Genomic DNA, 20,434 nt, shown 5'->3' with positions numbered 1-20,434 from the left:
GAGGCCATGCGCTATTCGTCGTTCGCGCCGCTCACCGATCCGGCGCAGGCTGCCGAGCGTGTCGCGCGCAATCTGACGTGATCCTGCGATCGCGGATTTCACGATTCTGCGGCCACTGCGTCCGATCCTACGCTCGGCCGCAGCGCATGCGACACGCTCATGCCTGCATGAGCCAGCCCTCGACCATGTCTTTTCCACGCAGCATCGCGACCCATCGGTCCGGCAGCGCCTGCTCGCCATGCAATGCACCGGCGAGGCTGCCCGCGATCGCCGCGGTGGTATCCGTGTCGTTGCCAAGCGCGATCGCGCGCTTCACGCAGTCTTCGTAGCTGTCCGTCGACAACAGGCAATGGATGGCCGACCAGAAGCTGTCGACCACGTAGCCCGAGCCTTGCGGCGCATCGAAGCGGCCGTCGAGCACGACCGTCAGTTCGAGCGCGTCGTCCGTGCCTTCGTAGCGCGCCAGCAGCTCGTCTTCCGCCGTGCGCACCGCATCGGCCGCCGGCTGGCCGTCGACGATTCCGAGCGCCGTCAGCGCATACAGCGCGCAGCACAGCTGCGAGCGCGGATGCGCGTGCGTGACGACGCTCTGCTTGCGCGCAAGCCGGATCGCTTCGTCGCGCGACGCGGCGACCATGACGACGGGAAAGCAGCGCATCAGCGATCCGTTCCCGTTGTCGCGCTCGTCGGCGGGGCCGGCCGCGGCGGACGCGGTGCCGGCCGCCAGTGCGTGAAGGGCGCGCTGCGTTTGCAGACCGACGTCGAACACGCGGCCGTCCGGCGTGAACGCGCCGCGATGAAGCCAGTCGCGCAGGTTGCCGGCGAAGGTGTCGAGATTCAGGCCGCGGTCGTTCGACAGCGCGTCGAGCAGCGCGAGCGCCTGCGCGCCGTCGTCGCTCCAGGTGCCGGGCGGCACGCCGGCGTGCGTGCGCGCAAAGCCGGGCGGCGGCGTCATGTCGATCGCGGCGGCTGACGGGAGTGCCGACGCGGCGTGGAATTCGTACGGGACGCCCAGCGCGTCGCCGATCAGCAAGCCAAGCAGGCCGCCGCGCAGGCGGGATGGTCGGTTCGGAATGGCGGTCATCGGATCGTGTTCGAGGAGCCGGCGCGTGCCGCGCAATACCGTGCAGACTAGACGAATCGCGTCCGAATGCCTAGCCGATACGCGCGTGCGGTGCGAACGAAATGCGGCGAGCGGGGTTCCTTCCGGCCGATCCCTTGCCGGATCGCATGGCGAAACGTACTCTTTGTTGAAACCTGGAACTGCGAGTACGTTACGACCATGCAAGCCCATCCTCTGCGCCTGTCCCCCGGCGACGATCTGCGCGCGTCGATCGAGCATGCGTTGCGCGGGCTCGGCGCGCACGCGGCGTTCGTCATCCAGGGCATCGGCAGCCTGAACGTCGCGCAGCTGCGTTTTGCCGGCGTGGACGCGCCGACCGAACTGCGCGGCGACCTCGAGATCCTGACGCTCGCCGGTTCGGTATCGCCGGACGGCGCGCACCTGCATATGTCGGTGTCCGACGCGCACGGTCGCGTATCGGGCGGGCATGTCGCGAGCGGATGCGTGGTGCGCACGACGGCCGAGATACTGCTCTTGCTGTTGCCCGCGCATCGTTTTTCCCGCGAACCTGATGCGGGCACCGGCTTCAACGAACTGGTGATTCGCCCGGCGGCGGGCTGAACGGGCGCAGGGTTCGCGATGCGCGCCGCTTCAGCGGATCGTCTTGCCGAGTACGTGAAGCCGGCAATGTTCGAGATAGGCTTGCTCATGCATGGACATCAGTTCGATGATGCTTCGCCATAGCCATGACGGTGCGTCGACGGTCTTCGGGCGCTGCCGACGCAACTCGGCGCACCACGCACGTTGCGTCGCGCCGTCCATTTGTGCCGCATGCGCGCGCCCGACGATCAGGGCCAGGTAGCGCGAGGCCTCCACAGCGTCGTCCTCCGACAGTTGCTCCACGTCCAGTTTCAGGTCCTGCGGCATCAATTCACGGATGATGACGGAATGCCCGTCGAGCCGCGCCGCGCACATCCGGCTGCCGAGCATCGGCGACAGATGCCGCGCGCCCTCGAGCACGCGTTGCGCCGCATCGCGCGGCATCCGCACGCCGCGATGTTTCGGCGCCTTGGCGACCGCGGCCTCCTTGATGTCGATCAGATACGGCCGATGCCGATCGGTACAGCCGTCGTCGATGTCGAGCATGATCGCGAAGCGGAGCTGGCCCATCGAACTGCAGCCCTTCACCCAATAGGCCGCGTCGAGCACCGTCATTTTGGCGTCGCTGCGCGCCGCACGGCTGAGTGCCGCGCTGATCGGGGAAGCCGTTGCAGATTCGAACAAGGTGTGAATCGCGGTCCGCTCCTGTTCGGACAGCGGCCAGAACCGCTTGCCCAACGGAATGTGCGGTGTGACGTTCTTGATCGTCTGGCGGTCGAGCTTGCGCCACGATCGGTGCAACGCGGCTTTCATCGCGATCTTCACTGCCGTCGGGCGCTGCATGTTGCTGGTTTCGTCGCGGCGCCGGCTGTCGAATGCCTGCTCGTAGCCGTCGACGAGCGCTTCGATCATCCGCCACGTGATGATGCCGGGCAGATCGGAGCTGCGCGCCTCGGTCGCGAGCGAGAATCCGAGCCGCAGCAGGTCGTGAGCCGGATTGCCGATCACGCTCTGATCGAGATCGCGAATCTGCACGGCGACTTCGCCCGTCTTCGCCGCGACCGGCCCGAGATTGCCGAGATGGCAGTCGCCGCAGATCCACACCGCGGGGCCTTCGGGCAGCGTGCCCGGGCGACGGTTCGCGAGCCACGCATAAAAGCGGTCGGCGCTGCCGCGCGTGTACGCGTGGATCGAGCGCGCCATCTTGCGGCTGCGCAGCGTCGCGAGCACTGCCTCCCGCTGGTCGCTGGCTGGCGCCCGTGCCGATCCTGCGGATTTCTTTGTCACGATGCCTCCTTTCGTCGTCGCGCGGCATGCATGGTGTGGCGCATGCCGGTCCGGTTGATCAGGCATGCGAATGGTTCAGATCATCCCGGAACGAAGATGCCCAGCGCCGCGATCGCCATTGCCGCCGTCGCGGTCCAGCCGCCCCATGCAAGCGTGCCCTTGATCGCAAACTCTCCCATGATGCGCTTGCTGCCGGCCATCAGCATCATCACGACCATGATCGGGACGGCGGCCACCCCGTTGATGACCGCACTCCAGTACAGCGCGCGGATCGGATCGAAATGCATGAACGTGATCGCGACGCCGCCGATGATCGCCAGTGCAATGACTGCATAGAATTCGCGCGCGACACCGAGTTGCAGCGCGAGGCTGTTGCGCCAGCGGAAGGTGCCCGCGGCCGCATACGCGGCGGACCCGGCAAGCACCGGCAACGCGAGCAGGCCGGTGCCGATGATCCCGAGCGCGAACAGCACGTACGCGAAATGGCCGCCGAGCGGCTCGAGCGCGCGGGCGGCATCCGCCGACGTCTTCACGTCGATGTGATGCAGGTTCAGCGTCGCCGCTGCGGTCAGCGTGATGAAGAATGCGATGACGTTCGATACGCCCATGCCGACCCAGGTATCGAAGCTGATCCGGCGCAATTGAGCGGGCGCCTGGTGCGGCGCGTGGCGCAAAGAGTGTTCGTCGGGCTGGGCACGCAATTCCTCGACTTCCTGCGATGCTTGCCAGAAAAACAGATAAGGGCTGATCGTGGTGCCGAGCACGGCGACGACGGTCGTGAAGTAGGCCGCGCTCAGCTGCACGTGCGGCCGCACGATCGCCCGACCCACGTCGGACCACGACACCGGCACGATGAGCGCCACCGCGACGTACGAGAGCAGGATCAGCGCCGTCCATTTGAGCAGGCGTGCGTAGCGTTCGTACGGCACGAAGATCTGCAGCACGACCGATACGCCGCCGAGGCAGACGACGTAGAGCTGTTGCGGGCCGTGCAGCAGCAGGGCGGCGGCCGCGCCCATCGCCGACAGGTCGGCCGCGATGTTGATCACGTTCGCGACCACCAGCAGCGCGACGGTGGCGTACAGCAGCCATTGCGGGTAGTGCGCGCGCATGTTGGACGCGAGCCCCTTGCCGGTCACGCGGCCGATTCGCGCGCTCACGAGCTGGATGGCCGTCATCAGCGGATAGGTCAGCAACAGCGCCCACAGCAGCTCGAAGCCGAATTGCGCGCCGGCCTGCGAGTACGTGCCGATTCCGGATGGATCGTCGTCGGCGGCGCCGGTGATCAGGCCCGGCCCGAGGCGCCGCAACCATGTCACCGTGCGGGGACGCTGTTCCGCCGAATCGAGGGATTCGTTGTCGTCCATGATTGCGACCCGATGGGAAGAGGGCAATCGACTCGCAATCGTCATGCCCGGGCGGCGGCGTTGCGCGATCGTGGTCGGCACATGACCGGCGGGAGCGAACTGCTACGGAACGCAGATCTGTTCCGCGCGTGCGGAAGCGGAGGATGCAGGAGAGGGAGGACATGCGCGGCGCGGCCGCGCGCGTCGGCGGCCCGTGTCGGGCTGCAGCGGACGGCGTGCCGGATGACACGCCGCCGCCGTTATGGCGAACGCGCGCGTGACGTACTGCCGGGGCCGCTCATGTGCCGCGCGCGCCGTTTCGACGGCGTGCGGGCGTTACCCGCACGTCGACGGTTGCGGCAGTGCACAACGGGAAAACGACGACGCGTGCCGGCTACGACGCGCTTCGGGCGGTCGGTTCGATGCGCACGCAACCGACCGGGCGGTCGTTTTGCGTCAGCGGGACGCCATCGCAACGTCCGGCGCACCGCGCCCGGTCACCAGGCAACTCGACCTGAAGGCCTCGCTCTGGCTGCCGGCCGCCGCGTTGCCGAAGCCGCGGCTGAGTGCGTCGTATTTGACCTGTTCGGCAGCCTGCGAGCACGCCAGCGGGCTCGCATCGCGGCCTTGCGCGTGCAGCATTGCACGGTCGCCGATCAGGTAAACCAGCAGCGCGAAAAAAACGACGTGTACGGTTCGTCTCATGGTTCGTCTCCTAGTTGCCCTAGCGTAACGCGGACCGGTTCCAAGAAACACTTGGGGGTTCCCCCGGTAAACGTCTGCTGAAACGTTGCGCTGCAGCGGCGATCGAGTCCCATTTTCTTGTGTTCCGGGCGGGAAAAACAGGGGTGCAGGCGCGCGATTGACGCGCCTTTGACGAATATCAGAGGACGGGCGGGGCACGACGGTCGAGCGGCTGCTCAGAGCGATAGCATGAATGCATGTTTTAACGGAACGCGATGGGCGGCGAGCGATGAGCGCATCGGTTCCTGACGAAGCAGCTACGTATTGAACATCGCTATCGAAATGTTGAGGAATCCAAATGCTTAACGTGACTTCCGTGCTGATCAGTCTGGCGCCGTTGTGGGCAATCCTGCTGGTGGCGTCGTCCGCGGCGACCTATCTGTTGTTCTGGCGCAAGGCGATCAAGTAAGCACCGCGCGAAAGCGGTCGCTCTGCCGTTGCGCGCTTCGATTCCTGTGTTCGTTCGGGCCCGTGCATCGGCGCTTCAACGTCGCTTCGACGTCGCTTCAGCGGCGTTTCAGCCGCGCTTGAAGCGCGCTTGAGCCGCAATGCCGCGCAACACGTGTCGCGAAGGAACTCGCGAAGCAACCCGCGATACGAAGCGGGCGCACCGCTCATTGCACCGCCGTCACCGGAACATTCGAAATCCTCACGAGCCGCGCCAGCATGCTGCGCCGGAACATCGACAGCAGCGTGTGAAACGGATCGTGGCGCGGCGCGACGACGACGATTTCGTCGCATCCGGTTTCGGCCGCAACGGCCGCGATCGTATCGGCCACCGGCCCGACCTTCTTCACGACGCCGTAGCGCACGCCGGCTTCCCGCAGGATCCGCTCGGCCATCGCGAGATCGTCGCACGCGAGTTTCTCCTCGATCGAGCGCAGCCGCGACAGCGGATGGAACGCCTCGAGCCGCGTCGCCTCGAGCGGCGCCTGTACGTTGATCAGCACGATCTCCGACGCGCAGCGTTCGCGGTACAGGAACGTCGCGTGACGGACGGCCTGAAGCGAGCGGGGCGAATGACCGATCGGAACCAGCAGCTTGAGCATGGAGAGTGCCCCGTCATCGAGATGCTTCCAGCGTAGCGGGGCGCCGGATCACGGAATCTAAAGAGATCGGGCGGCCGCGTAAAAATGTCGTCAACGTCCCGCTGCGTTTGAGGGGCGCCTATTGGAAATATAAGAAATTTAAGTTTATGCGCATAAATGTTTTCATCGGCGGGCCGGCCGAACGGCGGCGCGACGGACGTTGTCCGGTCGAGCGGAGCGCCGCCTCGATTTAGTCGGATCCGCAATGAATCGCGACGGAAAATATCGGAGGTCGCCCATGCGGCGTCGCGTAGAGTAGAGCATCCTCGGCCGCGGCGCGGCCCGTTCCGGCCGAACCGGGGCGGTCTGCCGCCGTCACGCGGCCAGCCACCTTCCGATTTCAGGAGACTCCGCATGCCGCACGGCGCCCCGCAGCTTCTCGCACCCGCCTCCATCACCGTCGACCCGATCGTGCGCCTGTCGGCCGGCGAACTCGCGTCGGCGATCCGCAGCAAGGCGGTGTCCTGCGTCGAGACGATGCGCGCGTATCTCGATCACATCGAGCGCGTAAACGGGGCGGTGAATGCGCTGATTTCGCTGCGCGATCGCGACACGTTGCTCGCCGAAGCCGCCGAAAAGGACGCCGCACTCGCGCGCGGCGAGTATCACGGCTGGCTGCACGGGATGCCGCAGGCGCCGAAGGATCTCGCAATGACGAAGGGGCTGCGCACGACCTACGGCTCGCCGATCTTCCGCGATAACGTGCCGCAGGTGGACTCGGTCGGCGTCGCGCGGATGCGTGCGGCGGGGGCGATCTTCATCGGCAAGACCAATACGCCGGAATTCGGCCTCGGTTCGCATACGTTCAACGAAATCCACGGCGCGACGCGCAATCCGTACGACCTGACGAAGAGCGCCGGCGGCAGCAGCGGCGGCACGGCGGCGGCGCTGGCCGCGCGAATGCTGCCGGTCGCGGACGGCAGCGACTTCGGCGGCTCGCTGCGCAATCCGGCCGCGTTCTGCAACATCTACGGCTTCCGTCCGTCGCAGGGCCGCGTGCCGCGCTGGCCGGGCGTCGACGTGTTCATGCAGCAACTCGGCATCGAAGGGCCGATGGGCCGCACGGTCGGCGACGTCGCGCAGTTGCTGTCGATCCAGGCCGGCTTCGATCCGAACGATCCGCTGTCGCTCGCGGAGGATCCGGCCGTGTTCGCGACGCCGCTCGACAGGGATCTGCGCGGCGAGCGCATCGCATGGGTCGGCGACTGGAACGGCTATCTGGCGACCGAACCCGGCGTGCTCGCGCAGTGCGAAAAGGGCCTGGCGACACTGCGCGAGATCGGTTGCGACGTCGACGCCGCGCTGCCGGCGTTCGCGCCCGACCGGATCTGGCGCCTGTGGCTCGCGCATCGGCACTTGCTGTCAGGCGGCGGGCTGCTCGCGCACTATCGCGACCCGGCGCGGCGCGCGCTGTTGAAGCCCGAGGCGATCTACGAGGTCGAAGGGCTGCTCGCGATGCAGGGTGCGGCGGTGTTCGACGCGAGCATCGAGCGCACCGCGTGGCATCAGGCCGTGCTGAGTTTCTTCGATCGCTACGACTTCATCGCCGCGCCGACCACGCAGGTATTTCCGTTCGACGTCGAGCAGCGCTGGCCGAAGGAAATCGCGGGCCGCGCGATGGATACGTACCACCGCTGGATGGAAACGGTCGTGCCGTGGACGCTGGCCGGCTGCCCGGTGATCAGCGTGCCGGTCGGCTTCAACGACGCGGGGCTGCCGATGGGGATGCAGCTGATCGGGCGGCCGCGCGCCGATCTTGCCGTGCTGCAGCTCGCGCGCGGCTACGAGCGGGCGGCCGACTGGGTCGGCCAGCGCGTGCCGGGCTGGATGGCCGCGTGACTGGATGGCCGCCTGACGCGCGGCGCGACCGGCCGATCGGCAACGGTCGGCGGCGGCGCATGCCGATGCGCGCCCGCCGTCTTGCGCGTCAGAACGCGATGTGGAAACCCGCAACAAGCAATATTGATGCGGAAAAGGAACGAATCCCCGATGCGCGCTTGATATCGCGCAGCCGGTTCGAATGAATGCGGGCCGTGACGTAACGCGGCAGCGGAATTGCAAGCGGCACCGGCGAGCGATTTCGTTTCGATGTGTTTCAGTCGTTGCGGCGGTGCGCGACGCGCTTCGAAAATGTCGGCCTCAATCATTCCGGCACGAGGCAAACACATGAAGCACATTCGCGCGACGGGCAAGCAGCTCGCAACGGCGGGCATCGCATTCGGCATCCTGCTTGGCGTGAACGGCAGCGCGCATGCGCAACTCGACCTGCAGTCGATCGGATCGGCGCTGCTCGGCGGCGGGCAGCAGCAGGCCGCGCCCGCGCAGGGCGGCGTCGCGCAGCTGATGCAGGCGTACGTTGGCGCGAACCAGCAGGTACTAGTCGGCCAGTCGTCGCTCGCGTCGGCGATGGGGCTGACCGGTGCGGCCGGGCAGGCGCAGCAGGCTGCCGGCCTGCTGGCCGGCGGCAACGCATTGACGCCGGCCGCGCTGTCGCAGATGGGCGGTGCGCAGCAGTCGGTGTCGCAGGCGCTCGGCCAGGCCTTCGCGAGCGGCGGCGCGACGCAGGGCCCGGTCGACAAGCAGGCGTTCAGCAAGGGCCTCGCGTCGCTCGGCCAGGGCCTCACGCAGTATTCGCAGCTGCAGTCGGGGCTCGGCAATCTCGGCTCGACGAGCGCCGCGTCGCTGCTGCAGTCGGGCCTGAGCCCGCAGAACATGCAGGCCGCGTCATATATCGCGCAAAGCGCGCCGGGGCAACTGCAGTCGCTCGCGGCGACGCTCAGCCAGGCCGTGCAGTTCGCGACGAGCCAGGGCATTTCGGTGCCGTCGGTCGCATCGTCCGCGCTGAAGCTGCTGCCGTAACGGCACCGCCTGCCGTGCGCGACGCGGTGCCGGCGTCGCGTGCGGCTCGCCGGGATGGCCCCGCATAACATGGGGATTTCGCTCGATGCTATCGTGGCGAGTCTCCCGTTATCGGTGCCGGTTCATGACTGACTCGTTCGACCTCCCGCGCTACTTCGCCCGCATCGGCTACGATGGCCCGGCCGAGCCGACGCTCGACGTGCTGCGCCGGCTGCATCTGCTGCACCCGCAGGCGATCCCGTTCGAAAACCTCAATCCGCTGACCGGTGCGCGCGTCGCGCTGGATCTGCCGGCGATCGTCGACAAGGTGGTCGGGCACCGCCGCGGCGGCTACTGCTTCGAACTCAACAAGCTGTTCTACACCGCGCTCACGACGATCGGCTTTCGCGTGACGCCGCTGATCGCGCGCGTGCGCTGGATGCGGCCGCCGGAGGCCGTCACCGCGCAGACGCACATGCTGCTGCGCATCGATCTCGACGGCGCGACCTGGCTCGCGGACATCGGCTTCGGCAGCGCGACACTGACCGCGCCGCTGCGCTTCGTGCCGGGCGAGCGACAGTCGACGCCGCACGGCGCGTTTCGCGTTGTCGACGCGCCGGTCGACGGCGAGTTCGACATGCAGTTCCAGATTCCCGACGGCTGGCAGACCACCTACCGCTTTTCGCTGAAGCCGGCCGAGTGGATCGATTACGAAGCCGCGAACTGGTTCACGTCGACGTATCCCGAATCGATCTTCGTGAACGACCTGATTGCGTGCCGCGTGCTGCCGGAGGGCCGCGCGGCGCTGTTCAACACCGCGCTGACGATGCGCGACGCGACGGGCGCGGGGCGCACGACGACCTTCGACGATGCGGCCCGATGGGGGGCGTGCCTGCGCGACACGATCGGCATCGATACGACCGGCTTCGATCTCGACGCGCTGTTCGCGCGGGTGGCGGCGCGCGCGAACAGCATGTGAGCGCCGGGCGGCGCGACGTCGGCGCCGGGTGCCGGGCCGTCCGCCGCGCCGCCGCGCCGCTGCGGTGGCTGGTTCTGGATTCCGTGTTTGATATTTGCCAGATTGCCAGCGTACTCGCTCTCATGACCGACGAAGAAGTGAAGCAATTCAACGTGCACCGTGCAACGTGCACCGTGCGCGATCCCGACGGCCGCGTCTGGCGCCTGCAGGCGCGGCGCAAGCCGAACGCATGAGGAGACGACGATGACCGACCCGCACCACGATGCCCCCGACGCCCCCGACAGCACCGCCGCGCGCGTCGCGCTGTGGCGTGCGCTGCACGTCGAACTCGATGCGCCGCCGCACGTGCTCGCCGACGAAGTCGGCCTGCGCCTGCTCGCGCCGGCGCCGGGCTGGCAGCAGCGCGGCGACATGGACCCGCAGTTCACGCGGCCGTTTCGCGCGTCGATCGTCGCGCGGGCGCGCTTCATCGAGGATCTCGTCGTCGCGCAGGCCGCGCGGGGCGTGCGCCAGTACGTGATCCTCGGCGCGGGCCTCGACAGTTTCGTGCAGCGCCGGCCGGACATGGCGGCGCGCGTGACGGTGTTCGAAGTCGACCAGCCGGCGCCGCAGCGCTGGAAGCAGCGCCGCCTGGTCGAACTCGGCTTCGGCGTGCCCGACTGGCTGCGATTCGTGCCGGTCGATTTCGAAGCGAAGCAGGCGTGGCGCGACGCGCTCGTTGGTGCCGGCTTCGATGCGGGCAAGCCGGCGGTCGTCGTGTCCACCGGCGTCAGCATGTACCTGACGCGCGCAGCCAACGCGGCGGCGCTGCGCGAAGTCGCATCGCTCGCGCCGGGCTCGATGTTCGCGATGACGTTCCTGCTGCCGCTCGAGCATGCCGATCCGGACGTGCGTCCGGGCCTGGAGAGGGCCGCGAAGGGCGCGCGTGCGAGCGGCACGCCGTTCGTCAGCTTCTTCATGCCGGACGAGATCCAGGCGCTCGCGCGGGAAGCCGGCTTTGCGAAGGCGGAACACGTTTCGGCGGCCGAGCTGACGCGCCGCTACTTCGCCGATCGCACCGACGGCCTGCGCCCGCCGAACAACGCGGAAGAACTGCTCGTCGCGACGGTGTAGCGCCGCGACCGCGGCTCACGCACGCTCGAGCACGGCCATCTCGCGCACGACCACGAGCAGCACCGCGAGGCTCGCGCCGCCCGACGCGCGCAGGTCGGCGAGCAGGTGCTCGTAACGCTGCAGCGCGGCCTCGCGGCGTTCGCGCCACGTGTGGACGATCGTTTCGGGCGCGGTCGAATCCGACGATTCCGACAGGGCGCTGCTCGCCAGCGCGCGCTTGAGCCGCGCGACTTCCGCGAGCGCGGCCGCGCGCGCCAGCATGTCCCAGTGCGTCGGGGTCGGGAGTGCCGCTGCGCGCTCGCCGATCCAGCCGTAATTGAGTAGCGTGCCGAGCGCGAAGTAGACGCCCGCGACGAGTTCGAGGCTGCGGTTGCAGGTGGTCGCCACTTCGGCGATGTCGAGCAGCGCGGCCGAGGTGTCGCCGCTCGCGACGCGCACCGCCAGCGCGCTGTCGACGCCGGCGTCGACCAGCACGCGCTGCCGCTCGGACAGCGCGTCGAGCACGTCGGCCGGCAGCAGCGACGGCAACTGCGGCGCGATGCGCTGTACCGCATCGCGGCAGCGCGCGATCAGCCCGGCGACGCCGCCGTTGGCCACCGCGCCCGACTGCAGATGCCGCAGGAACCACAGCGCCGCGCGCTCCAGCAGCCGCGCGACGTCGACGAACATGCGCGCCTGCACGTCATCGGCGACCCGGTTGTCGAGCGCGTCGATGTCGCGCCACACCGCATCGAGATCGAACACGTCGCGCGCCATGATGCACGCGCGCACGATGTCGCCCGGCTTCGCGTCGGTTTCCTCCATCAGCCGATGCACGAACGTGCAGCCGACCCGGTTGACGAGCGCGTTGGTCAGGTGCGTGGCCAAAATCTCGCGGCGCAGCGGATGGCGGTGCATCGGTTCGCTGAAGCGCTGTTGCAGCGGCTTCGGGAAGTAGTCGACGAGCATCGCGGCGACGAGCGGATCCTCGGGCACGTCGGATTCGAGCAGCGCGTCGTAGAGCCACATCTTGCTGTACGCGAGCAGCACCGCGCGCTCCGGCGACGTGAGGCCCTGTTTCGCGGCCTGCCGTTCGGCGATCTCGTCGTCGGTCGGCAGGAACTCGATCACGCGGTTCAGTCGGCCCGCGCGTTCGAGCCAGCGCATCAGGCGCGCCTCGGCGTCGAGCAGTTCGACGCTGTAACGGCCCGCGATCGACAGCGCCTGCGTCTGGTAGTAGTTGTCGCGCAGCACCAGCAGCCCGACTTCGTCGGTCATTTCGGCGAGCAGCGCATTGCGCTGCTTCTCGGTCATCTCGCCGTCGCTGACGACGAGCCCGAGCAGGATCTTGATGTTGACTTCGTGATCCGAACAATCGACGCCGGCCGAGTTGTCGATCGCGTCGGTGTTGATGCGCCCGCCGCGCTGCGCGAACTCGATGCGGCCGAATTGCGTGCAGCCGAGATTGCCGCCTTCGCCGACCACTTTGCAGCGCAGGTCCGCGCCGTTCACGCGCACCGCGTCGTTCGCGCGATCGCCGACCTGCTGATGGGTTTCGTGCGCGGCCTTCACGTAGGTGCCGATGCCGCCGTTGTACAGCAGGTCGACCGGCGCCTGCAGGATCGCGCGGATCAACTCGGTCGGCGGCAGCGCGTGCGCGTCGATGCCGAGCGCGGCCTGCACGGCCGGCGACAGCGGGATCGTTTTCGCGGTGCGCGGATAGACGCCGCCGCCCGCCGAGATCGTGGCCGTATCGTAGTCGGCCCAGCTCGAACGTTCGAGCGCGAACATCCGCTGGCGCTCCGCGAAGCTCGTCGCCGGATCGGGGTTCGGGTCGAGGAACACGTGCCGGTGATCGAACGCCGCGACGAGCCGGATATGCGGCGACAGCAGCATCCCGTTGCCGAACACGTCGCCCGACATGTCGCCGACGCCGACCACGGTGAAGTCGGTCGTTTGCGTATCGACGCCCATCTCGCGGAAGTGCCGCTTCACCGATTCCCATGCGCCGCGCGCGGTGATCGCCATCTTCTTGTGGTCGTAGCCGACCGAGCCGCCGGACGCGAAGGCGTCGTCGAGCCAGAAGCCGTATTCGTGCGAGATCGCGTTCGCGTAGTCGGAGAAGGTGGCCGTGCCCTTGTCGGCCGCGACGACGAGGTAAGGGTCGTCGGGGTCGTGCCGCACCACGTCGCGCGGCGGCACGATCGCGTTGCCGGCGAGGTTGTCGGTCAAATCGAGCAGCCCGCGCAGGAAGGTCTGGTAGCACGCGATGCCTTCGCGCATCCACGCTTCGCGATCGCTCGGCGGCGGCGGGTTCTTCACGACGAAGCCGCCTTTCGAGCCGACCGGCACGATCACGACGTTCTTCACCATCTGCGCCTTCATCAGCCCGAGCACTTCGGTGCGGAAATCCTCGCGGCGATCGGACCAGCGCAGGCCGCCGCGCGCGACGCGGCCGCCGCGCAGGTGCACGCCCTCGACGCGCGGCGAGTACACCCAGATCTCGAACATCGGCTTCGGTTCGGGCAGGCCCGGCACCTTCGCCGGGTTGAACTTGAACGACAGGTAAGGCTTCGGTTCGCCGTGCGCGTCGCGCAGGAAGTAGTTGGTGCGCTGGGTCGCGTTGATCACGCCGAGAAACTGGCGCAGGATCCGGTCTTCGTCGAGGTTCGGCACCTGGTCGAGCGCCGTCTCGATCGCCTTCAGCAAGCGTTCGGCCTGCACGTCGCGGGTGCCGCCCGAGCCGCCGGTGGCCGGATCGAAGCGCAGCAGGAACAGCTCGACGAGCTGTCGCGCGATCGCCGGATTGCCGGTCAGCGCGCGCTCGATGTACGCGTCGCTGAACGTCGAGCCGACCTGCCGCAGGTATTTCGCATACGCGCGAAGAATCGTGACCTCACGCGCGCTCAGGTGTGCGCGCAGCACGAGCCGATTGAAATCGTCGTTCTCGATCCGGCCGCTCCAGATGCGGTCGAACGCGTCCTCGAACAGGCCCTTCACGCGCTCGATGTCGAATTCGGTATCGTCCGCGAGTTCGAGCCCGAAGTCGTGCACCCACGCATGCGCGCCATCCTGCGTCTGGATCCGGTACGGCCGCTCCTCGTCGACGCGCACGCCGAGATGCTCGAGCATCGGCAGGCTGCGCGACAGCGCGATCGGGTCGCCCGCGCGATACACCTTGAAGCGGAACGCGCGCGGCTCGGCCTCGATCGGGCGGTACAGGTTCATCGCGAGCTGGCCGGATTCCTTTACGCGTTCGATCAGCTCGATGTCGCGCACGGCCGTGCGCGCCGGATAGTCGTCGCGATAGCCGGCCGGGAACGAATCCGCATAGCGCTGCAGCAGGCGGTTGCCTTGCTCCTCGCCGAATGCGTCGAGCAGCGCGTCGGCCAGATCGTCCTGCCAGCGGCGCGCGACCTGCACGAGCCGCGCTTCGAGCTCGCGCGTGTCGACGTCGGGCATCGTGCCCGGTTCCGCATGCACAACGAAATGAATGCGCGCGATCGCCGATTCCGACAGCAGCGGCGTGAATTCGACGTTCACGCCGTTGTACGCGTCGACCAGCAGCTTCGCGATGCGCCGGCGCAGGTCGGTGTTGTATTTGTCGCGCGGCACGAATGCGAGGCACGACACGAAGCGGTCGAAGCGGTCGCGCCGCACGAACAGGCGCGTGCGCTGATGTTCCTGCAGTCGCAGGATGCCGAGCGCGATGTCGTAGAGCTGGTCTTCGTCGGCCTGGAACAGTTCGTCGCGCGGATAGGTTTCGAGCACCGTGACGAGCGACTTGCCCAGATGCCCCTTCGGCAGGAAGCCCGCGCGCCGCACGATGTTCGCGCATTTGCGGCGCACGATCGGGATCTCGGTGCTCGACACCATGTATGCAGTCGACGTGTAGAGCCCGATGAAGCGGCGTTCGCCGAGCACCTTGCCGTCGGCGCCGACGAGCTTCACGCCGACGTAGTCGAGATAGCCGGGGCGGTGCACGGTCGCGCGCGAGTTCGCCTTGGTCAGGAAGATCGGCCACGGGCCAGTGATGATCTCCGCGGCGGCCGGCGGCAGCGGCGTCACGTCCGGCGCGCCGGGCGGGCGCAGCGCTTCGCGCAGCAGGCCGGAGCCCGAGCCTTCCATGCCGCGCAGGCCGAAGCCCGTCCCGTCGGACACCAGCGCGTAGTCGCGCTGGCCGAGGAACGTGAAATGATCGGCCACCATCCATTCGAGGAACGCGCGCGCTTCGATGTCTTCCGCGGTCGATTCGCGGGCCTTCATGTCCTTGATGGTCGCGCGCGCGATGTCGACGATCTTCGGCCAGTCCTCGACCGACGCGCGCACGTCGCCGAGCACGCGCGCGATGTCGTCGCGCAGCGTGTCGAGCAAGGTGGTGTCGCCACAGCGGTCGACTTCGAAGTGGATGAACGACGCGAGTTGCGACCGGCCGTCGTCGGACGTTGCGCCGCCGGCGTCGACGCGCTCGATGCCGCCGTTGGTGCCGCGCCAGATGCGGAACACCGGATGCAGCGCGGAGTGCAGCGCGAGCCCGAGGCGGTTGACGGCCATCGTCACCGAATCGACGAGAAACGGCATGTCGTCGTTGACGATCTCGATCACCGTGTGATCCGAGTGCCAGCCGTGCTGTTCGAGGATCGGGTTGTACACGCGCAGGCGTTCGCTGCCGGGCACGAATTTCTGGGCGGTCTGCCAGTGCGCCATGGCGGCGCCATAGAGGTCGGCGATGCTGCGATTCTGCAGATCGTCGGCGTCGACGAAATCGTAGTAGTGACGCAAGAACGGTTCGACGATCCGGAACGTCGCTTCGGGCAGCCGCCCGCGCGCGAACTCGACGACGTCGGAGAGCAGGTGTTCGACGACTTCCTCGTTCTTCGCTTCCATGGCGGTCTCCTGTCGGGTGGCCATTGGCTGCTGCGTTTGTCCGGCATTATGCGCCGATTGATGCGCCGATTGCGTGACGGCGCGATGTGCGGGCGCACAACGGCGTGGCGGGAAGCGGGCGCGTGCAACGGGGGCGTGCAACGGGGGCGTGCAACGGGCGCGCGCGACGGGTTTTCCCGGCGTTGCGCGCGCGGGTCAAGCGAGGTCGGGCGGCTTCAGGTCGGGATGCCGCGCGTAGAGCGGATTCATGAAGTCGAGCAGCATCGTGGTCAGCAGCTGCGACACGAAGTCACGATACGCGAGGAATTCCGAATCGGGACACGATGCTTTGACTGTCAGCAGCGAGCGATCCAATTCGGCTCCCATTTGCAAGACCATGTCGTTCAGCATACTCGCGATTTGTTTGTCAGAAATCATTGGGTTCACCTTTTAACATCCCGCCAACGCGTTACAACTGTTGACGCAGTTCCAGAACTTGAATCCGAAATTGCCGGTTGGCAAAGTCATTGCAGAGCATTTCGCCCGGCACATTGCTCGCCATTGGGCACACGCGGAGGAGTGACGGGGTTCTGGCCTCGTATTAAGTGCGCTAGATCTGGCTTCGGAGCCGATAAAAATGAAGTTCGTCGGCCCTGGCTCCGTCGTATAGACGACCGCCAAATCCTCCGTAAATCGCAACGTTGCGTCGAATCGCTGCCCGACAGCTATGGAGCAGGCCGCCGTTGCCGGAGATGCCGTCACCCTATACGCGTTTTCCTGATCGGAGGATTCTATTTTGTCAACGGCAATATATCGAGATAGCTGCTCGCATTAGCGTATTCGAATTGCCGGTGCCGATTTTCGAGAGAAAAAGCTGATATCCGGCAGCGTGCGTCCACCGGCTGAACGCACGTAGAACCAGGGGCGCTCGTCAGCGTTCGTCGCTCCACAGCTTCCCTGCCGTGGCCCAATTCTCCTTCTTCACGTCGGCAAGAATGATATCGACCGAGCCCGGGTCGCAGCCGAGCGTCTCGCACGTGACGCGCGTGATTGCTTCGACGAATGCGCGCTTTTGCTCGACCGTGCGGCCTTCGAACAACTGGATATTGAAAGTCGGCATGACTGGATGCTCCGATGGTTGGTGTGGGAAAGGTTCGTCGGGATAGCAGCGGCGATGGCTTGTCAGTCGCGATACGACCGGTCGATCCGGTCGAGGCGGCGCAGCAGCGCCGGCCATTCCAGCTCGCCCTCGATCGCGCCGCCGTCGCGCAACTGCTCGGCCGTGCGGTCGGCGACGGCGGGTGCGGGCAGCACCAGCGGCCCGCCGCATGCCTGCGCGCGCACCTGAATGTCGCACGCCTTGATCAGCGTATCCATCAGCACATAGGCTTCGGCGACCGTCCGGCCGACCGTCAGCGTGCCGTGGTTGCGCAGCAGCATCGCGGATTTCGCGCCGAGGTTCGCGGTCAGCCGCGCGCCTTCGGCCGGCGAGAACGCGAGCGCCTCGTAGTCGTGGTACGCGAGGTCGCCGTGAAACCTCAGCGCGTGCTGCGATGCGGGCAGCAATCCGTCGCGCTGGATCGACACCGCGATGCCGGCGGTATTGTGCAGATGCATCACGCAGACGGCGTCCGGCCGCGCGGCGTGTACGGCCGCGTGCAGCGCGAAGCCGGTCACGTTGACCGCGTGTTCGCTATCGCCGATCCGGTTACCCGCGAGGTCGATCTTCACGAGGTTCGACGCGCAGACTTCGTCGAACGTGAGACCGAACGGGTTGATCAGGAAATGGCCGGGTTCGCCCGGCACCGTCGCGGACAGGTGCGTGTAGATCAGGTCGTCCCAGCCGTTCAGCGCGACGAGGCGATAGGCGGCGGCAAGATCGACGCGCAGCCGGCGCTCGGCGTCCGAGATCGGACCGCCGGGCTTCACGGCATCAGGACGGTGTGCGAATGACGACATCGGCTTCTCCGAGGGTAAAGCGGCGCGCGACGGCCACCGTGATCCACGACGCGAGCGCGAACGGCGCGGTGAGCGCGACGATGCCGGCTTGCATCGCGAGCCACTGGATCAGCGCGGCCAGCGCGGCCGCCGCCAGTGCCGCGCGGGTGCCGCGCGACATCAAGGCGAGCGCGGCGAGCGCGCCGTTGAAGCCTAGCAGGCCGTCGGCGAACGTGCCTCCGCTCGCGCCGAGCGCGACCAGCAGCGCGGTCGACGCGAGCGCGCCGGCCAGCGCGAGCGCGGCCGCGCGTCGCGATGCGACCGCGATGCCCGCGACGATCAGTGCGCCGGACCACGCGCCTTGCGCGAACGTGGTTTGTGCGATGCCCGACAGCAGCGCGGGCGCGAGCGATTCGAGCGTCGGAGCGGGAGCGGTAGACACCGCGCCGGCATGCTGCGCCGCGACAAACGGCAGCCATAGCGTGGTGACGACGAGGCACGGGCTCGAATACGGGCATTGCCGCCATTTCGCGAGCGGCGTGCGGATCGCGCGCTGCACGAGCCCGGCGCCGATCGCGGCGAGCGGCACCAGCGGCAGTGTCGCAAGCGCGCTCGGGGCGAACAGCACGACCACCAGCGCCGCCAGCGCACCGTTGAAGCCGTGCAGCCCTTGTTCGACGTCCGCGCGCGGTGCGCCGGTCAGTACGGCGGTCAGGGTCGCGGCAGCCGCGCCGACGAGCGCCGCGCACGCGAGCCGCAGGTCGGTCAGCGCGAGGGCGGCGACCAGCATCGCGCCGGTGAGCGCGTTCGCCTGCAGCACGATTTGGCCGATGCCGCGCAGCAGGATGCGCAGGTCGATGGTCGGCGAAGCTGGGCGGGCGGTAGGCATGGCGGCGGCGGAACAGGACGAGCCGCGAGCATAGGACACAATCCGATGCACCGGAATAGGGAATTCTGGATAGTCAGGATTTGTGGCCGATGCCCTGAAATGGGGCAGGGAGACGCGGTCGGCGCGGATGCGGGACGCGTGTGTTAGCGTTTTCGCGAGATTTGCGCGATTTGTTAGCGAATTTGGGTTGTTGTTATTGTTTTCGTGGCCACGCTGACGCGTGAGCGTGGCGCGACGAAACAAGGAGAAGGAACGATGCGCGAAGTACGCTGGGCGTCGGTCGAAGGCGACGGGATCGAACACCTGACGTTCGAGCGGAGCGACGGCGGCATCGTCGTCGAAAGCGCGGTGGTCGGCCAGCGGTACGGCCGCGCGTACGGGCTGGCGTACCGGGTCGAGTGCGATCCGCGCTGGCGGGTGACGTATGCGGTGCTCAGGGTGATGGGCGGCGGCACGCTCGAACTACGCGGCGACGGGGCGGGGCACTGGCGCGATGGAGCAGGCCGTGCGCTGCCGGAACTGGACGGCTGCGTCGACATCGACATCGCGGCCACGCCGTTCACGAATTCGCTGCCGATCGGCCGCCTCGGCCTCGCGCGCGGCGAACGGCGGCCGCTCGACGTCGCCTACATCTCGACGCCCGACCTGACCGTGAAGCCGGTCAAGCAGGCCTATGCGTGCATCGAGCCCGGCCGGCGCTACCGCTACGAAGGGATCTTCCGCGATTTCACCGCGGAAATGGACATCGACGCCGACGGGCTCGTGATCGACTACGAAACGCTGTTCAAGCGTTTGCCGCCGGTGCGCTGACCTGCCGCGGCCGCGGCCTTCGGCCCAGCCAACGCCGTCGCGACTACCGGCTTTTCCTGCGCCGCCGCAAACCGATCGATCCGCGACGCGATCAGATCGGGATTGCGCAGCACGACCCAGTGCGAACCTTCGATTTCCTCGCGCACGTGCTCGCCGAGCCAGCGATCGAGATCGCTCGACATCTCGGGCGTCACATAGCGATCGCGCACCGGCACGAGAATCTGCACGGGCGCCTGCGCATGCCGTTCGCGCGGCTTTCTTGCCCGCGCCAAAAAATTCGCGCGGTAAAGCTGCAACCCGTTGAGCGCATTCTTCAACTGTGCGGGATCGCGCTCCGGCCGCACGCGCTCGGTGAGCTGCAGCCAGCGCGGCCACAGCGCGGCGGCGCCGAGCCGCCAGACGAGCGACGGCACGACCGGCAGATGGAAGAACGCGATGTACCACGACTTCAGGCTCTGCTTGAGCCGCATCTTCGCGCGGAACACGTGGTCGAGGCACGGGCCGGAGATCGACGTGTACGACGCGATCCGGCCGCGAAACGCCGGGTCGGTCACGGCCTCCCAGCACTGGATCGACCCCCAGTCGTGGCCGACGAGATGGAACGGCCGGCCGCCGCAGGTTGCGTCGGCGACGGCCTTCAGGTCGTCCGCGAGCCGCGCGAGCGTGTAGTCCGCGCGGCGGCGCGGCGCATCGGACGCGCCGGCGCCGCGCACGTCGTATGCGATCACGCGATAGCGCTTCGCGAGCCGTGCGCGGATCGGCGCCCACACGGCCGCCGAATCGGGGTAGCCGTGCACCAGGATCAACGGCGGCGCGCGCCGCGGGCCGCTGACATGGACGGCGAGCTTCACGTCGCCGGAATGGACGGTCAGCATCTCGTGTGCGAGCGCCATG

18 protein-coding genes are annotated in these 20,434 nt (G+C 67.7%); 7 read left to right on the top strand and 11 right to left on the bottom strand.

The features are described from left to right. Positions 1-157: 157 nt before the first annotated feature. Entirely contained in the window at positions 158-1,084 is a 927-nt protein-coding gene (locus tag O1Q03_RS15530) for an ADP-ribosylglycohydrolase family protein (RefSeq protein WP_269504532.1), read from the bottom strand. A gap of 198 nt (positions 1,085-1,282) precedes the next feature. Between O1Q03_RS15530 and O1Q03_RS15525 the strand changes: the two genes are divergently transcribed. Further along, the gene (locus tag O1Q03_RS15525) at positions 1,283-1,684 is read left to right on the top strand and encodes a PPC domain-containing DNA-binding protein (protein ID WP_269504530.1); all 402 of its coding nucleotides are present in this window, start codon (positions 1,283-1,285) and stop codon (positions 1,682-1,684) included. Between the two features lie 30 nt (positions 1,685-1,714). On the opposite strand, the gene O1Q03_RS15520 is transcribed toward O1Q03_RS15525, so the two are convergent. The 4 genes from O1Q03_RS15520 to O1Q03_RS15505 form a co-directional block, all read right to left on the bottom strand. Next, positions 1,715-2,950: a DUF2252 family protein gene (locus O1Q03_RS15520; protein WP_269504529.1), complete on the bottom strand. Its 1,236-nt coding sequence runs from the start codon at positions 2,948-2,950 to the stop codon at positions 1,715-1,717. An 80-nt stretch (positions 2,951-3,030) separates the two neighbouring features. Then, positions 3,031-4,317, bottom strand: a complete 1,287-nt coding sequence (locus O1Q03_RS15515) for an NRAMP family divalent metal transporter (RefSeq protein ID WP_269504528.1) — start codon at positions 4,315-4,317, stop codon at positions 3,031-3,033. A 435-nt stretch (positions 4,318-4,752) separates the two neighbouring features. Next, complete coding sequence (locus O1Q03_RS15510) at positions 4,753-5,001, bottom strand: adhesin (RefSeq protein WP_269504527.1); 249 nt, start codon at positions 4,999-5,001, stop codon at positions 4,753-4,755. A 653-nt stretch (positions 5,002-5,654) separates the two neighbouring features. After that, positions 5,655-6,089 (bottom strand): universal stress protein, encoded by a 435-nt coding sequence (locus O1Q03_RS15505; protein ID WP_269504525.1) that lies wholly within the window; start codon positions 6,087-6,089, stop codon positions 5,655-5,657. Positions 6,090-6,482: 393 nt separating this feature from the next. On the opposite strand from O1Q03_RS15505, the gene O1Q03_RS15500 reads away from it, so the two are divergent. The 5 genes from O1Q03_RS15500 (at position 6,483) to O1Q03_RS15480 (ending at position 11,058) form a co-directional block, all read left to right on the top strand. Further along, complete coding sequence (locus O1Q03_RS15500; protein WP_269504524.1) at positions 6,483-7,967, top strand: amidase; 1,485 nt, start codon at positions 6,483-6,485, stop codon at positions 7,965-7,967. A gap of 327 nt (positions 7,968-8,294) precedes the next feature. Next, complete coding sequence (locus O1Q03_RS15495; protein WP_269504523.1) at positions 8,295-8,987, top strand: hypothetical protein; 693 nt, start codon at positions 8,295-8,297, stop codon at positions 8,985-8,987. A gap of 124 nt (positions 8,988-9,111) precedes the next feature. Continuing rightward, a complete protein-coding gene (locus O1Q03_RS15490; protein WP_269504522.1) occupies positions 9,112-9,945 on the top strand; it encodes an arylamine N-acetyltransferase family protein in 834 nt (277 codons plus the stop codon). Next, entirely contained in the window at positions 9,942-10,178 is a 237-nt protein-coding gene (locus O1Q03_RS15485; RefSeq protein ID WP_269504520.1) for a hypothetical protein, read from the top strand. The genes O1Q03_RS15490 and O1Q03_RS15485 overlap by 4 nt, the downstream gene beginning before the upstream one ends. A gap of 10 nt (positions 10,179-10,188) precedes the next feature. Then, on the top strand, positions 10,189-11,058 hold the full coding sequence (locus tag O1Q03_RS15480; RefSeq protein WP_269504519.1) for a class I SAM-dependent methyltransferase: 870 nt from the start codon (positions 10,189-10,191) through the stop codon (positions 11,056-11,058). A gap of 15 nt (positions 11,059-11,073) precedes the next feature. On the opposite strand, the gene O1Q03_RS15475 is transcribed toward O1Q03_RS15480, so the two are convergent. The 5 genes from O1Q03_RS15475 to O1Q03_RS15455 form a co-directional block, all read right to left on the bottom strand. Next, positions 11,074-15,924 carry an NAD-glutamate dehydrogenase gene (locus O1Q03_RS15475; protein WP_269504518.1) on the bottom strand — a complete coding sequence of 1,617 codons (4,851 nt, stop codon included), beginning with the start codon at positions 15,922-15,924 and terminating at the stop codon, positions 11,074-11,076. Between the two features lie 195 nt (positions 15,925-16,119). Beyond that, a complete protein-coding gene (locus O1Q03_RS15470) occupies positions 16,120-16,341 on the bottom strand; it encodes a hypothetical protein (RefSeq protein ID WP_332112535.1) in 222 nt (73 codons plus the stop codon). 493 nt (positions 16,342-16,834) lie between these two features. Further along, a complete protein-coding gene (locus O1Q03_RS15465; protein ID WP_014898956.1) occupies positions 16,835-17,023 on the bottom strand; it encodes a 4-oxalocrotonate tautomerase in 189 nt (62 codons plus the stop codon). Positions 17,024-17,085: 62 nt separating this feature from the next. Then, complete coding sequence (locus tag O1Q03_RS15460; protein ID WP_269504513.1) at positions 17,086-17,862, bottom strand: class II aldolase/adducin family protein; 777 nt, start codon at positions 17,860-17,862, stop codon at positions 17,086-17,088. Continuing rightward, the gene (locus O1Q03_RS15455; protein ID WP_269504512.1) at positions 17,837-18,730 is read right to left on the bottom strand and encodes an urea transporter; all 894 of its coding nucleotides are present in this window, start codon (positions 18,728-18,730) and stop codon (positions 17,837-17,839) included. Before O1Q03_RS15455 ends, O1Q03_RS15460 begins: the two co-directional genes overlap by 26 nt. Before the next feature lie 255 nt (positions 18,731-18,985). Here O1Q03_RS15455 and O1Q03_RS15450 point away from each other — a divergent pair, with 255 nt between their 5' ends. Beyond that, positions 18,986-19,540: a putative glycolipid-binding domain-containing protein gene (locus O1Q03_RS15450; protein WP_269504510.1), complete on the top strand. Its 555-nt coding sequence runs from the start codon at positions 18,986-18,988 to the stop codon at positions 19,538-19,540. Here O1Q03_RS15450 and O1Q03_RS15445 read toward each other — a convergent pair. After that, complete coding sequence (locus O1Q03_RS15445) at positions 19,501-20,433, bottom strand: alpha/beta fold hydrolase (protein WP_269504509.1); 933 nt, start codon at positions 20,431-20,433, stop codon at positions 19,501-19,503. The genes O1Q03_RS15450 and O1Q03_RS15445 overlap by 40 nt on opposite strands. Position 20,434 lies beyond the last annotated feature (1 nt).

Origin of the sequence: Burkholderia sp. IMCC1007 (assembly GCF_027257875.1) — a bacterium.
Lineage (GTDB): Bacteria > Pseudomonadota > Gammaproteobacteria > Burkholderiales > Burkholderiaceae > Burkholderia.
This window is presented reverse-complemented; position numbering and strand designations above follow the sequence as displayed.